Annotated in this window: 16 protein-coding genes; 5 read left to right on the top strand and 11 right to left on the bottom strand. The window is 62.1% G+C overall.

What is annotated here, in order from left to right; translation table 11 throughout:
* Genes hpaD through BACI9J_RS00810 form a run of 4 tightly spaced genes read right to left on the bottom strand, consistent with a single transcriptional unit; the run spans position 1 to position 4,875 of the window.
* Entirely contained in the window at positions 1 to 1,098 is a 1,098-nt protein-coding gene (hpaD, locus tag BACI9J_RS00825; protein WP_159732367.1) for a 3,4-dihydroxyphenylacetate 2,3-dioxygenase, read from the bottom strand.
* A gap of 39 nt (positions 1,099 to 1,137) precedes the next feature.
* The gene (gene hpaE / locus BACI9J_RS00820) at positions 1,138 to 2,649 is read right to left on the bottom strand and encodes a 5-carboxymethyl-2-hydroxymuconate semialdehyde dehydrogenase (RefSeq protein ID WP_159732364.1); all 1,512 of its coding nucleotides are present in this window, start codon (positions 2,647 to 2,649) and stop codon (positions 1,138 to 1,140) included.
* Between the two features lie 35 nt (positions 2,650 to 2,684).
* Positions 2,685 to 3,371, bottom strand: a complete 687-nt coding sequence (locus BACI9J_RS00815) for a GntR family transcriptional regulator (protein ID WP_236558282.1) — start codon at positions 3,369 to 3,371, stop codon at positions 2,685 to 2,687.
* Entirely contained in the window at positions 3,364 to 4,875 is a 1,512-nt protein-coding gene (locus BACI9J_RS00810; RefSeq protein ID WP_159732361.1) for a fumarylacetoacetate hydrolase family protein, read from the bottom strand. The genes BACI9J_RS00815 and BACI9J_RS00810 overlap by 8 nt, the downstream gene beginning before the upstream one ends.
* Positions 4,876 to 5,045: 170 nt before the next feature.
* Here BACI9J_RS00810 and BACI9J_RS00805 point away from each other — a divergent pair, with 170 nt between their 5' ends.
* Positions 5,046 to 5,750: an alpha/beta fold hydrolase gene (locus tag BACI9J_RS00805; protein WP_159732358.1), complete on the top strand. Its 705-nt coding sequence runs from the start codon at positions 5,046 to 5,048 to the stop codon at positions 5,748 to 5,750.
* On the opposite strand, the gene BACI9J_RS00800 is transcribed toward BACI9J_RS00805, so the two are convergent.
* Positions 5,747 to 6,229: a hypothetical protein gene (locus BACI9J_RS00800; RefSeq protein ID WP_159732356.1), complete on the bottom strand. Its 483-nt coding sequence runs from the start codon at positions 6,227 to 6,229 to the stop codon at positions 5,747 to 5,749. The genes BACI9J_RS00805 and BACI9J_RS00800 overlap by 4 nt on opposite strands.
* A 185-nt stretch (positions 6,230 to 6,414) precedes the next feature.
* On the opposite strand from BACI9J_RS00800, the gene BACI9J_RS00795 reads away from it, so the two are divergent.
* The 4 genes from BACI9J_RS00795 (at position 6,415) to BACI9J_RS00780 (ending at position 8,535) form a co-directional block, all read left to right on the top strand.
* Positions 6,415 to 6,612 carry a CsbD family protein gene (locus BACI9J_RS00795; RefSeq protein WP_159732353.1) on the top strand — a complete coding sequence of 66 codons (198 nt, stop codon included), beginning with the start codon at positions 6,415 to 6,417 and terminating at the stop codon, positions 6,610 to 6,612.
* Positions 6,613 to 6,916: 304 nt separating this feature from the next.
* The gene (locus BACI9J_RS00790; RefSeq protein WP_159732350.1) at positions 6,917 to 7,186 is read left to right on the top strand and encodes a GlsB/YeaQ/YmgE family stress response membrane protein; all 270 of its coding nucleotides are present in this window, start codon (positions 6,917 to 6,919) and stop codon (positions 7,184 to 7,186) included.
* Positions 7,179 to 7,439, top strand: a complete 261-nt coding sequence (locus BACI9J_RS00785; RefSeq protein ID WP_159732347.1) for a hypothetical protein — start codon at positions 7,179 to 7,181, stop codon at positions 7,437 to 7,439. Before BACI9J_RS00790 ends, BACI9J_RS00785 begins: the two co-directional genes overlap by 8 nt.
* 232 nt (positions 7,440 to 7,671) lie before the next feature.
* A complete protein-coding gene (locus BACI9J_RS00780; protein WP_159736297.1) occupies positions 7,672 to 8,535 on the top strand; it encodes an AraC family transcriptional regulator in 864 nt (287 codons plus the stop codon).
* Here the strand turns inward: BACI9J_RS00780 and BACI9J_RS00775 are convergent.
* The 6 genes from BACI9J_RS00775 to BACI9J_RS00750 all read right to left on the bottom strand — a co-directional run bounded on the left by BACI9J_RS00775 (position 8,527) and on the right by BACI9J_RS00750 (position 12,594).
* Entirely contained in the window at positions 8,527 to 9,090 is a 564-nt protein-coding gene (locus BACI9J_RS00775; protein WP_159732344.1) for a cysteine hydrolase family protein, read from the bottom strand. The two genes, BACI9J_RS00780 and BACI9J_RS00775, sit on opposite strands and share 9 nt — an antisense overlap.
* A gap of 72 nt (positions 9,091 to 9,162) precedes the next feature.
* Positions 9,163 to 10,098: an SDR family oxidoreductase gene (locus tag BACI9J_RS00770; RefSeq protein WP_159732341.1), complete on the bottom strand. Its 936-nt coding sequence runs from the start codon at positions 10,096 to 10,098 to the stop codon at positions 9,163 to 9,165.
* An 80-nt stretch (positions 10,099 to 10,178) separates the two neighbouring features.
* Positions 10,179 to 10,982, bottom strand: a complete 804-nt coding sequence (locus BACI9J_RS00765) for a DUF1206 domain-containing protein (RefSeq protein ID WP_159732339.1) — start codon at positions 10,980 to 10,982, stop codon at positions 10,179 to 10,181.
* Between the two features lie 119 nt (positions 10,983 to 11,101).
* A complete protein-coding gene (locus BACI9J_RS00760) occupies positions 11,102 to 11,305 on the bottom strand; it encodes a hypothetical protein (RefSeq protein WP_159732336.1) in 204 nt (67 codons plus the stop codon).
* 321 nt (positions 11,306 to 11,626) lie between these two features.
* Complete coding sequence (locus BACI9J_RS00755) at positions 11,627 to 11,845, bottom strand: DUF993 family protein (RefSeq protein ID WP_236558821.1); 219 nt, start codon at positions 11,843 to 11,845, stop codon at positions 11,627 to 11,629.
* Between the two features lie 251 nt (positions 11,846 to 12,096).
* A complete protein-coding gene (locus BACI9J_RS00750; protein WP_159732334.1) occupies positions 12,097 to 12,594 on the bottom strand; it encodes a hypothetical protein in 498 nt (165 codons plus the stop codon).
* Positions 12,595 to 12,651 lie beyond the last annotated feature (57 nt).

Raw genomic sequence — 12,651 nt, 5'->3', positions numbered from 1 at the left:
CTAGACCTGCGCTCCCAACTTGAAGCCCTCGGCAGTTGTGCCTGAGGCGTCATCGGGGCGAGTGTAGGAGAAGCCGTCGGCGCCCACGGTGACGGCCATTTCGGACTTGTCCTCACGTTCGATCACGGGCTGCGGGTTGCCATCCAGGTCCAGGACCCGGGAGGCTTCCGTGTACCAGGACGGGACCACGGGGTTGCCCCACCAGTCGCGGCGCTGGTTGTCGTGGACGTCCCAGGTGACGGTGGGGTTGTCCGGATCGCCGGTGTAGTAGTCCTGGGTGTAGATCTCCACGCGGTGGCCGTCCGGGTCAAGGATGTAGAGGTAGAACGCGTTGGACACGCCGTGGCGTCCGGGGCCGCGCTCAATCCGGTCCGAGATGCGCAGGGCGCCCATCTTGTCGCAGATCTGGATGATGTTGTGCTTCTCGTGCGTGGAGAACGCGATGTGGTGGAGGCGGGGTCCGTTGCCACCGGTCAGGGCGGTATCGTGCACAGTCTGCTTGCGGTGCATCCACGCGGCATACGTGACGCCGTCGGAATCTTTGATGTCCTCGGAGACGCGGAAGCCGAGGTCCTCCAGGTACTTGCGGCCCCGCGGGACGTCCGGGGTGACCTGGTTGAAGTGGTCCAGGCGGACCAGTTCGCCGGCGGAGTAGAGGTCGTAGCGCTGGGTGAGGCGTTCCACGTGCTCTACGTCGTAGAAGAACTCGTACGGGAAGCCCAGCGGGTCCTCCACGCGGACGGAGTCGCCAACGCCCTTGGTGAAGCCTTCCTTGCGGCGCTCCACCCGGCAGCCGAGTTCGCGGTAGTACGCCTCGGCGGCGTCCACTTCGGCCGGGGACTTCACGCGGTATGCGAAGGCTGCTGCTGCTGCGACCGGTCCCTTGCGGAGGACCAGGTTGTGGTGGATGAACTCCTCGAAGGAGCGCAGGTAGATGGTGTCTTCATCTTCCTCGGTGACGTGCAGGCCCAGGAGGTCCACGTAGAAGGCGCGGGATTTGGCCAGGTCCGTGACCACGAGTTCCAGGTAGGCGCAGCGGACGATGTCCGGTGCCGGGATTGTGGGAGTGGGGATGGGGCCGGTGAAGGGGGTGCTCATGGGATTCTCTCTTCTTTGAAAGGGGGTCAGGTGAACGCTTTAGGCGCCGAACTTGGGGGTGTGAACGGATCCGAGCGTGATGTGCACGGCCTGCTGGTCGGTGTAGAAGTCGATGGAACGGTAGCCGCCCTCGTGGCCCAGCCCGGACGCTTTCACGCCACCGAACGGGGTTCGAAGATCACGGACGTTGTGGCTGTTGAGCCACACCATGCCGGCTTCCACGTTCTGGGAGAAGTTGTGGGCCCGGGTAAGGTTCTGGGTCCAGATGTAGGCCGCCAGGCCGTACTTGGTGTTGTTGGCCAAGGCGAGGGCTTCGTCGTCGTTCTCGAAGGGCGTGATGGCCACGACGGGACCGAAGATTTCCTCCTGGAAGATCCGCGCGTCAGGCGCGACGTCGGCAAACACCGTGGGTGCGATGTAGTTGCCTTCGGGCAGGTGGTCGGGTCGGCCGCCGCCGGCCAGGAGCCGGCCTTCAGACTTGCCGATCTCCACGTAGGAAGCCACCTTGTTGTAGTGCTCCGGGTGGACGAGGGCGCCTACCTGGGTCTTGGGATCGTGGGGGTCGCCCACCACGATGTTCTTCGCCCGGGCTGCGTACTTTTCGCAGAATTCGTCGTAGATGGCCCGCTCAACCAGGATGCGGGAGCCGGCGGTGCAGCGTTCACCGTTGAGGGAGAAGACCCCGAACAGCGCCGAATCGATCGCGGCGTCAAGATCGGCGTCAGCGAACACCACGCACGGGGACTTGCCGCCGAGCTCCATGGACAGGCCCTTGAGGTTGGCTGCGGCGTTGCGGAAGATGGTCTGGCCGGTGGTGGTCTCGCCGGTGAAGGAGATCAGCGGCACGTCAGGGTGCTTCACCAGGGCGTCGCCGGCTTCTTCGCCCAGGCCATTGACCAGGTTGAACACACCGTCGGGCAGTCCTGCGTCCTTGAAGATCTGTGCCCAGAGAGAAGCCGACAACGGGGTGAACTCGGCCGGCTTCAACACCACCGTATTACCGGTGGCCAGCGCCGGGGCCAGCTTCCAGGACTCCAGCATGAACGGCGTGTTCCAAGGCGTGATCAAGCCTGCGACGCCGATCGGCTTGCGGTTCACGTAGTTGATCTGTGAGCCCGGGACCTTCATGGCGTCGTCGAACTGGGCAACAATCAAGTCCGCGAAGAAGCGGAAGTTCTCAGCGGCACGAAGGGCCTGGCCCTTGGCCTGGGTGATCGGCAGTCCGGTATCGAACGTTTCGAGTTCGGCGAGGCGCGCTTCCTGGGCCTCCACCGCATCAGCGATCTTGTTCAGCACCCGGGCACGTTCGCGCGGCTTCATCTTCGGCCACGGGCCATTGACGAACGCTTCGCGGGCAGCGGCAACGGCGAGGTCGATGTCTTCCTTCTGGCCCGCGGCAGCTGTGGCGTAGTTGCCGTTGGATACCGGGTCCAGGACGTCGAAGGTCTTGCCGGACAGGGAGTCAACGAACTCGCCGTTGATGAAGTGCTGGATGTGGGACGGCAGGTTCTCGGGAATGTAATGCTTGGCAGTCTCTACTGAGGTCGTCATCGTTGAAGTCCTAACTAGCGATTAGTGGTGGGTAGTTATTGCTTGGCTTGGGCCAGGTACGCGTCCAGGGTTGCGGCGCGGTGCTGGCGGGCTGCTTTTTCGATGGTGTCGGAGTCTGCGGCGCCCTCGATCAGCTGCAGCAGTGCCTCATGTTCCTGCACCGACTCCTGCGCCCGGCCGGGGACGAACCGGAACGTTGAGGACCGGATGGAGGCCAGCCGGTTCCAGCCTCGGTGGACCAGGTCAAGGATGTGCGGGTTGGGGCAGTGTTCAAACAGGACGCTGTGGAAATCCTGGTTCAGCGTGGTGAAACGGACGGGGTCGAAGTGCTCCAGGCATTCACGCATTTCCTCATTCACAGCGCGCGCCCGGGCAATGGCTACCGAGTCGATCAGCGGGGCGGACAGCGCGGTGGCCGCACCTTCCACGATGCTCAGGGTCTGCATGGTGTACAGGTACTCGGTGGGGTCGATCCCGGACACCGTAGCGCCCACGTTCCGCTCGAATTTCACCAGCCCTTCGGCTTCCAGCCGGCGGATTGCCTCCCGCACGGGGACCACACTGAAGCCCAGGTCCTCGGCGATCTTGGCAAGCACCAGCCGGTAGCCCGGACTGTAGGTCCCTTCCACGATCCGCCCCTTCACCGCGGCATAAGCCTGTTGGGACTTGCTTTGGGCGCCGGAGTTTTCGACGGCGGTACTTCCGATAGCGGTTTCAGTCACCTGAGGCCCCCTGCTTGCTCTGCCACTCCGCTGTTACCCACTCCGCGTAGCGGGTCTGCCATTCCTTGTTCATGGGGTACAGGCCATCCACGCTGTTGCCTTCCTGGACCATCTGGAAGATAAACGTCTCTTCCTTTTCCTGGGCGATGCAGTCATCCACCAGTTCTTCAGCGATGGCCGGCGGGATCACCAGGATCCCGTCCGAGTCGGCCACAATGATGTCCCCGGGCTGCACGGTGGCGCCGCCGCAGGCGATGGTGATGTCCGTATCCCACGGAATGTGGCGGCGTCCCAATACTGCCGGGTGGGGGTTGGCGAAGTAGGTGGGCATCTCCAGATCGGCCACGGCCGAGTAGTCCCGGACGCCGCCGTCAGTGATGATGGCAGCAGCCCCGCGGACCTGGGCACGCAGCGCGAGGATGTCCCCCACGGTCCCGGTGCCCTTCTCGCCGCGGGCTTCCATGACCAGGATTTCGCCTTCATTCACGGAGTCGATTGCGCGTTTCTGGGCATTGAAACCGCCGCCGTGGGTCTTGAAAAGATCTTCACGATTGGGAACATAGCGCAGGGTGCGGGCCAGGCCCACTACCTTGCGGTCCGGGCGGGTGGCCTGCAAACCGTCGATGCTCACATTGTTCAGCCCGCGCTTGCGAAGCTGCGAGCTCAAAGTGGCGGTGGCGACGGACTCCAGCTTCGCCTTCAACTCCGGCGTCAGCACACTGGCGGCAGGTGCGAGTCCGGCGGCTTCCCGCGAGCCGTACGCCTCTTCCCGCTGGGTGTCATCAGCCTTGGGCCCGGCACCAAAGTCCGCGAACGGCGTCGTGCCTTCCGTTACTTTGGTGGCCAGACGGCCGCTGCTGAAGTCACCTCCGGTGACCTCAATCTCGACGACGTCGCCGGGCTTGGCCACGGAGGCGCCGGCCGGGGTGCCGGTGAGGATGATGTCGCCCTCTTCGAGGGTAAGCAACTGGGAGAGGTCAGCGACGAGTTGAGCGAACGGAAAGAGCAGGTCCCCGGTGGTGTCGTCCTGGACGAGGTCTCCGTTGTGCCATGTGCGGATCCGCAGCTGAGCCGGGTCAACGGCGTCGGCCGGGATAAGCGCGGGCCCAACGGGAGTGAAACCGTCGCCGCCCTTGGACCGGACATTGGAGCCCTTGTCTGCGTAGCGGAGATCGTACACACCCAGGTCGTTTGAAGCCGTGACCCATTCGACGTGGCTCCAGGCATCCTCAAGACCAACGCGGCGCGCGGACTTGCCGATCACCAAGGCGATCTCGCCCTCGTAGCCGAGAAGTTCGCAACCGGCGGGGCGTTCAACCGTGCCGGGAGCGTCGGTGGAGCCAAGCGCCAACGATGAGGACGGCTTCAGGAAGTACGACGGCTGCCCGGGAGTGCGTCCGCGTTGCGCCGCACGGCTGGGGTAATTGATGTGGACGGCAATGACTTTGCGCGTCCGGGCCAGCATGTTCAGGCTGACTTCCTGGGTCCGGAACTCCAGTGTCACGGCGCCTCCTCCTGATGGAACATTATCAAGTACGAAATCGTATACGATAACTATGGACCTGAACGTGATGCACGTCAACCCCCTTCCCAACCCAACTGAGTCGCAGAAGCGGGCGGAAGGGTAAACAGCCACTCTTACAAAGTGTCGGGGGGCTCCCGTAGGGTACCGGCATGGACATCATCCTCGTACCCGGTTTTTGGTTGGACGCATCCTCGTGGGAGGAGGTGACACCGCCGCTGGTGGCGGCCGGGCACACTGTCCATCCACTGACGCTGCCCGGACTGGAGTCGGTGGATTCCCCACGCGCCGGCATTGGCCTGCGCACCCACATTGATGCCGTGGTGGAGAAGGTGGACTCCCTGAACGGCAAGGTGATCCTGGTGGGCCATTCGGGTGGCGGCGCCATCATCCACGGCGCGGCAGATGCCCGCCCGGACCGAGTGGCCCGGGCCATTTATGTTGACAGCGGGCCCCTCGGCGAGGGCGGGGTCATCAATGATGAACTGCCCGACGACGGCGACGACATCCCGCTGCCGCCGTGGGAATTGTTCGAGGACGAAGACCTGGTCGACCTCACAGACGACCTCAAGGCAGCCTTCCGCGCACGGGCCATTCCCGAGCCCAAGGGTGTTGCCATGGACCAGCAACACCTAAGTAACGTCCGGCGCTATGAGGTACCTGCCACGATCATCGCTTGCCAATTCCCGTCGTCGCTCCTGAAGGAATGGATGGACGCCGGACACCCGTTCACGGCCGAACTCGCTCGGATCCGGGACGTGGACTACATCGATCTCCCCACAGGTCATTGGCCCCAGTTCACTAAGCCCGGCGAACTGGGCGAGGCCATCCTGAATGCGGTGGAACGCGCAGGCTAGTGCTTGGGGGGCGTGTTGGTAGCCGGCCCTTCAGGCGCTGCGCCGCCCTCATCGGTCCAGTCACTTCCCGTGGTGTCATCGAGTGCAGGATCGGACACTACATCCGCATGGATCGTGGGGCCCGCACTAGTGGCATCCCCGGATGCGCCGGTGGACTCTGTCTTAACAGTGGACACCGTTGGCTTGCTGTCTGAAGCAGAGGAGGCGGAGCGTTGGCCCGCCTTGGGGGAAGTGATGCCCGGGAACATGGTCTCGGCCCGTTCCATCAGCTTCTTTCCGGCCTCATACAGGTTGTCCAGAATGTCCGGCACTGACTCCTGGACAGCTTCGGTGGCCTGATGCACGTTCTCTTGAACCTCAGGGTTCTTCCACAGCTTCTCAGTGCCTCCGCGAACCCGCCGATACACCTCCGGCCAGGACTTCGACCCCCACACGTAGCCGACAGCCACGCCCACGGCGAACAATGCTTTCCCTTTCACAGCAATCACTCCTTCCGAGGTGTTATTCCTCGACATTAGCCCCGCAGGCCGCTCCCTGTCACCTGCGCTTGTGCGCCGATTGGGTTAACAATGATTTGCCGAGATAAAACATTCGACTAAACTCTTATGCCAACCAGCGGATATCCACTGGAAGTGTTCGCAAGACAACCCGAGGAGTGAAAGCCATGGGACTGGGAGACAAAGTTGGAAATGCCGCTGAACAAGCAGCCGGCAAGGTCAAGGAAAAGACCGGCGAAACCACAGGCAACAGGGAGCTCCAGGCCGAGGGCCACGGTGACCGGTCGAAGGCGAACCTCAAGCAGTCGGGCGTGAAAGTAAAGGATGCCGCCAGGGGTGTTTCGGACTCGCTCAAGGGCCACTAGGCGGCGAATCCGTGGCATTCCGGGCCTGCAAGCAAGGACCGGCTAATAGTCAGGTTACTTGCTACTAGCCTCGGGAACGGCTAGCGTTGCTGGTGTAGTACCGAGTCTGACCCAATCGGCAGGAGTGCTTTATTGGCTGATTTTCATAAATTCATCGGGGTTTCACACTAGTTCCAATTCCCCACATTCCATAGGGCCTCCAGGGGCCCCATTACGGTGCCTACACCTTGGAACAGGCACCCGGTGAAATTACTCGCTTCATCACGTTCATGGAATTTCCATCAACAAGAAAGTAGGAGCAAAAATGGGTTTCTTTGGTTTTCTTCTGCTCGGTCTTTTGGCCGGCGCTATCGCAAAGCTTATTCTTCCGGGCCGTCAGGGTGGCGGCTGGCTGATCACCCTCCTGTTGGGCGTCGTCGGCGCACTTCTGGGTGGCTGGATCGGCGGGCTCATCTTCGGAACGGGCCTGCAGGAATTCTTCTCCCTCACCACGTGGCTCCTGGCCATCGGCGGCTCCATTATCGTGCTGCTGATCTACGGCCTGGTCACCGGACGCAGGACACACCATGGCTAATAACCAGAACCGCGACGCCAACGGCGAGGAACTGGAAGGCCAGTACTCCGAAGGTGACTACGGCGACGCCGGAGTGTCTCCGGAAACCCTCAAGGATGACGCCGGAGGCGATTACACCGAGGGTGACTACGCCGAGAAGACAGTACCTTCGGCAGACGCCGAATTGAACGAAAAGAACACGGAAGACGTCCCTGAGGACCGACCCTTCTCTTCCGAACCGGATGAAGAAGCGTCAGGCTCAAGTCGCCCGTAACATCTGAATACAGCCAAGAACCCGGAGAACTGCAGCTGCAGCCTCCGGGTTCTTGCGTTGCCGGGGGTTCCTGCGTTGCCGGGGGGTCGTGCTTCGCCGGGGGCCATTAGCGATCCGGGGCCTGATACTTTCGGGCATGGATTATTGGGGCAGGGACCACGACGCCCCCGTAGCGTCGATGGAAAGGATGGAAACAGGTGCTGGAGGAGACAGGGTGCCGGACAGGGACATGATGCAGGGCTGGAACCAGGCAATAGAGCTGATCGAGCAGGACCTCACCCAAGAGATCGAGGTGCGGGTCCTGGCCAAGGCCGCTCTGACATCCGAGTATCACTTCCGGCGGATGTTTTCCTCGCTGGCAGGCATTCCACTCTCCGAGTACATCCGTAGGCGGCGACTGACAGCCGCCACCGCGGAATTATTGGAAGGCCTCACGGTCCTGGATGTGGCTGTTCGCTACGGATACGGATCAGCAGAAGCATTCAACCGTGCGTTCAAGTCCATGCACGGGCTGAGCCCCGCAGAGGCACGACTGCCGGGAGCCGTTCTCCATTCCCAACCTCAGTTGAGGTTCCACCTCCGAGTCGAAGGAAATACTGACATGAAGCACCGCATGGAAGACAAAGCGGCATTCCGCCTCATTGGCCTGAAAGCCCGTGTCCCGCTGGTCCATGAAGGGCCCAACAATGCCATCATCGAGTTGCAACGCGGGTTGGACCCTTCGGTTACCAAACGCTTGCTGGAGCTCGCCGATATGGAGCCTTCCGGGCCTTTGTCCGTCACTGACAACATCGAAGAAGAGCGCACCGAGGGTAGCGAACTGGACTACTGGCACGCAGTTGCCTCTACCAAACCGGTCCCGGAAGGTTTCGAATCCGTTGAGGTCCCGGCAGGCTTATGGGTGGTTTTTGAAGCCGAGGGAAAATTCCCGGACGTCCTGCAGGGTATGTGGGCTGACGCCGCAACGGAATGGTTTCCCGCAAACCCCTACAGGTGGGTGCCGGGACCTGAAATGCTCAGCGTCCAGGTGGAGCCTGGCGGCACGCATGGCCGCGGCCAGTTGTGGATCCCCGTTGAAAGGGAAGACCTACGCTGAGGGAGCGGTTCCAAGAAGCTGCCGAATCTCGTCCAAGGGCAATACGCTCTGCCGGTATTCACGGGTGAACACCCGCAGAACGGACTCCGCGGCTTCCGCGTTTTCCGTTCCTATTGCTTCGGCCGCGTAGATCACCTTGAGGTTGTGGGCGAAGGCATCAGCGGCGGTTTGAGCAATGCAGTTATGGGCTGAAATGCCGGCAAGAATCACGGTGTCCACCTCCCAGTTACGCAAGCGCATGGCCAGATCCGTCCCAAAGAAGGCGCTGTCCCGGGTTTTGATCAGCCGTGGATAGTCTTCAGTGAGCAGGCCGGGAACGAACTCGGCCTGCTCACTGCCCCTGAAAATAAAGCCCTGATCATCGTCAAGCATGTTCAGGCTCCACGTGGACTTGTCCCGTTCATGAACTGTTCCCACCAGGAGCACTTTGGCCCCGGCTTGGATTGCTGCACTGGTTAGCGAATTGCAGGCAGCAACAATTTCTTCCTGACGCCCCTTCAGAGCCGGGTCCTCAAAGTAGGCGTTCTGCATGTCGATCACCAACACCGCGATCATTCGTTTTTCCCCCTAAATGCTCAACCTTAGGAAAGCTGAAAGCTCAGCCTCAAGAACGCCCTCCGCCACGGATCAGAGTCCCTTACCGCCCGTGACGGGAAGGACCGCCCCTGAAATGTAGGATCCTTCGTCCGAGGCCAGCAGCACGTAGGCAGGTGCCAGTTCAGCCGGCTGTCCGGCCCGGCCCAGCGGCGTATCCTGCCCGAACGTGGGGAGCTTGTCCGGCCATTCGGTGGCGGGAATCAGCGGCGTCCAAATGGGTCCGGGCGCCACAGCATTGACGCGGATTCCCTTGGGTCCGAGTTCCTCGGCCATGGCCTTGGTGAAGGCCACTTGGGCTGCTTTGGTCATGGCGTAATCCACCAACTGGGCGGAGGGATTGAAGGCTTGAATGGAGGCCGTGACGATGATCGAGGCACCCGGGCGGAGATGCGGAATGGCTGCCTGCGCCGTCCAGATGAGGGAGTAAAGATTGGTCTTGAAGACGCGGTCGAACTCCTCGGTGGGAATGGTCTCCAAGCCTTCCCGGTTCTTTTGATACGCGGCGTTCAACACCACCACGTTGAGCCCGCCAAGCTCCTGCACGGTACGTTCCACAATCTCAGTTGCGAATCCTTCATCCCTTGCGTCACCGGGCAACAGCAGGACCTGTGATCCGCACTCACGGATCCATTCCGCCGTCGACTGCGCATCTTCCTCTTCCTCCGGAAGGTAGCTGATGGCCACATTGGCGCCTTCACGCGCGAAGGCGATGGCTACTGCCGCACCGATTCCGGAGTCACCCCCGGTGATGAGGGCTGTTTTGCCCTGGAGGCGTCCGTGCCCCACGTAGCTTTTCTCACCGTGGTCCGGTTGCGGATCCAGCGGCTTGGTGAGGCCGGGCTGTTCCTGCTCCTGCTGGGGGAATTCGCCGGAGTGGTACCCGCCGCGGGGGTCCGACGGAGCGGAGGTGAGACGGTTCCCGTCAGTAAGCGGCTTGTCGGTCCGGTTCGGATCACCTTGAGTCACGAGTTCTGCCTCTTTTCAGATTGCGTTACACGGTACTTTTGCCCTGTACCCAGCCTCCAAGCTCCTAAACGCGGACAGCACTACGTCCGAAGGGTCTTCGCTTTGACCATGAGGAAGAGCCCATACGCGATGAGCCCGAGCGCCACTGCAGCCAGCAGGTATGGCCCGTAGGGTTGCTCCTTCAGGGCTTTCAGTCCACCGTCAAGACCGGTTGATTGTTCAGGCTGGACGCGGACCGCGGCAATAACCACCAGCAGGCCAACCAGGAACAAAGCGATTCCCTTGGCTATGTAACCCACCACGCCAACCCAGAGCTGGAACTGATGCACGGACTGGTTGGATGAAAGGGAAAGGTCCTTGGTGAACTTCTTCCGGAAGCCCCTCACCGCGAACACGACGCCGGTAATCGCGATGCCCGCCCCGACGGCGATCAGCAGGAATATCCCGAACGGCGCCTTCATCAGGGTGGCGGTGAAGTCGCTGCTGGACTCGCGGCTGTTTTGGCCCTGCCCCATGACGAAAGACATGATGGTGGCAGCCAAGGCAGCAAAGACAAGGGCCTGGCCCAGAGCAGAGAGTCTCTTGGTCAACTTGTTGTCCGAGGCATGCCGGTAACCCAGGATCGCGTTTCCCAATTGCCACAAGGCAAGCGCCGCGCAGGCCGCAAAGCAGGCCCAGAGCAGGACGGGGCCCGCCGGTTTGTTGGCCAGCTCGGACACCGCGCCGCTGACATCGGCTTCACCGCTGCGGCCCACCGCGAGTTGGATTGCAATGACCCCAATGAGTAAGTGCAGCAGGCCGCTCACGGCATAACCGGCCCTGGCAACAGCTGCGAAAGTCTGCGAATTGGCGGCTTCCTCTGCAACGTCAGCGGCCTTTCTCATCTCGTCCTTGATGACAAGCCTCCTTATTTATTGCACTGGGTTCCATCGTCCCTTAAACGACGCCGGGCAGGTACCTCCCCCATGAGAAAGGTCCTGCCCGCATCAAAAGCTGCAGCGTTCTAAAATCCGACGACCGACTGTGGCCAGATGCTCCGGAGACCCGCGCCAAGAGGATTGAACTGCTCACGAATGGTCACCACTGCACGGGCTTGGCCGGCAGGGTCCCCGGCATGGCCGGCCGCGTCCGCGGAACCCGCGAGGGCGTCGGACTTCGTGTGGGCGGCGCCGGCAGTCACGGACTTGGCGGAGATTTGTTCGGTCATGTCGGTGGTCCTTCCTGGAAGTTCCCGTCAGCTGATTGGCTGATGTTTCAACCATCGGACGGGGTCCTCAAGAAGGACGCCGGGTCATCTCAAGATTCCCTCAAGATTTCGGAAGGCGAATCAAGGTGCGCATCAAAGGCCCACAGCGCCGCCAGTCGAAGTGATGTCCGCCAGTCACAAGTCTGCGTGAGTGGCCATGGCTGCCGAGACAGCGGAAAGCGTTCCGCTGGTGGCTGTCACCGCGGATGCAGGCAACTTTGCAGGAGGCCCGAATCGGCGTGGGTGCTGCCCTCCCCGCCCCAGACCCCGCCGAGGTGGCACTTAACGCCAATGTTCGGCGTCGCGATGGGCATTAAATGCCATCTCGACGGCGGGTGGGGCGGGCCTCCCGGCGGTCGTCGCCACCCCGTTGACCGCGAGCAGGGCGTGCCAGCGCGCGGCGGCGAGGTCCGGGTCCTGCAGGGCGCCGCAGGCGTTCGCGAGCCGGACCGTCTCGGACAGGTGCGACAGCGAGCGGCCGGCGTGCTGGCCACCGGCCATGGCGANAAGAGATCGATGCCGCCATCACCGGTGCTGTTCACGTTGTCAGGAAACAGTTCGGGCTGCAGGAGCCGTTGATCCGGTCCGGCAAGGTGGGCCGCAAGCTCTATGTGGAGGTTGATTTTGTGGTTCCCGGGTCTGAGTGGAACGTTGCAGAGGAGGACGCCGTTCGCCGGGCAGTTGTAGCGGCACTTGAGCCTTTAGGCCTGGACGTGTGGGCGACGGCGGGTGGCTCGACGGCGGGGGCCGGCTTAGCGGGCGTCCTTCTTGGCTTGGCGTTGGGCGCCTTGCGATCGGCTGGAGGCGTCCCGTTTTACGCCGCCGGTGGTTTTCTGGTGGGAGCGGGCACGGCCGGAATTGTTCGTGGAGGCGTTGCCGGTTCCGGCGCTTTCCGGTCCGGTGGACTTGCCTGCTGAGGCGCGTTCCAGCCGCTCATCCTTGAGTTCCTCGGCGGCCTCGTGCGCCACCCGGGCGAGTTCTTTGCTGACGATGGAGAGTGCTTCCTCGAACACAAATGCACGCGCACGTGCCTTGTCCGATTTGTTGGCCGCAGCTCCGCGACCACCAGCCTCCAGTACCTCGTCTGCTGCTTTACGCCGGTAATTGGTGGTGTATTTGTTCCGGGCCTTCCGCACCCGTTTATGGAGTTGGAGCAGGCCGTCTTCGTCCAGGAGCTCAAGCCTGGCTGGCTCCAATTCGCGAATCAAATCAAGTTGATCTTGTTTCAACACCCACAGATATTGGTCCATTTGCCGATACTTCCATACCTCCTGTCCAAGGTATAGACCGCGACGGAGTTCTCACTC

The sequence above is a fragment of the Arthrobacter sp. 9V genome (assembly GCF_902506065.1).
Taxonomy (GTDB): domain Bacteria; phylum Actinomycetota; class Actinomycetes; order Actinomycetales; family Micrococcaceae; genus Arthrobacter.
Note: the sequence above shows the minus strand (reverse complement) of the source record. Positions and strands in the feature narration are given on the sequence as shown.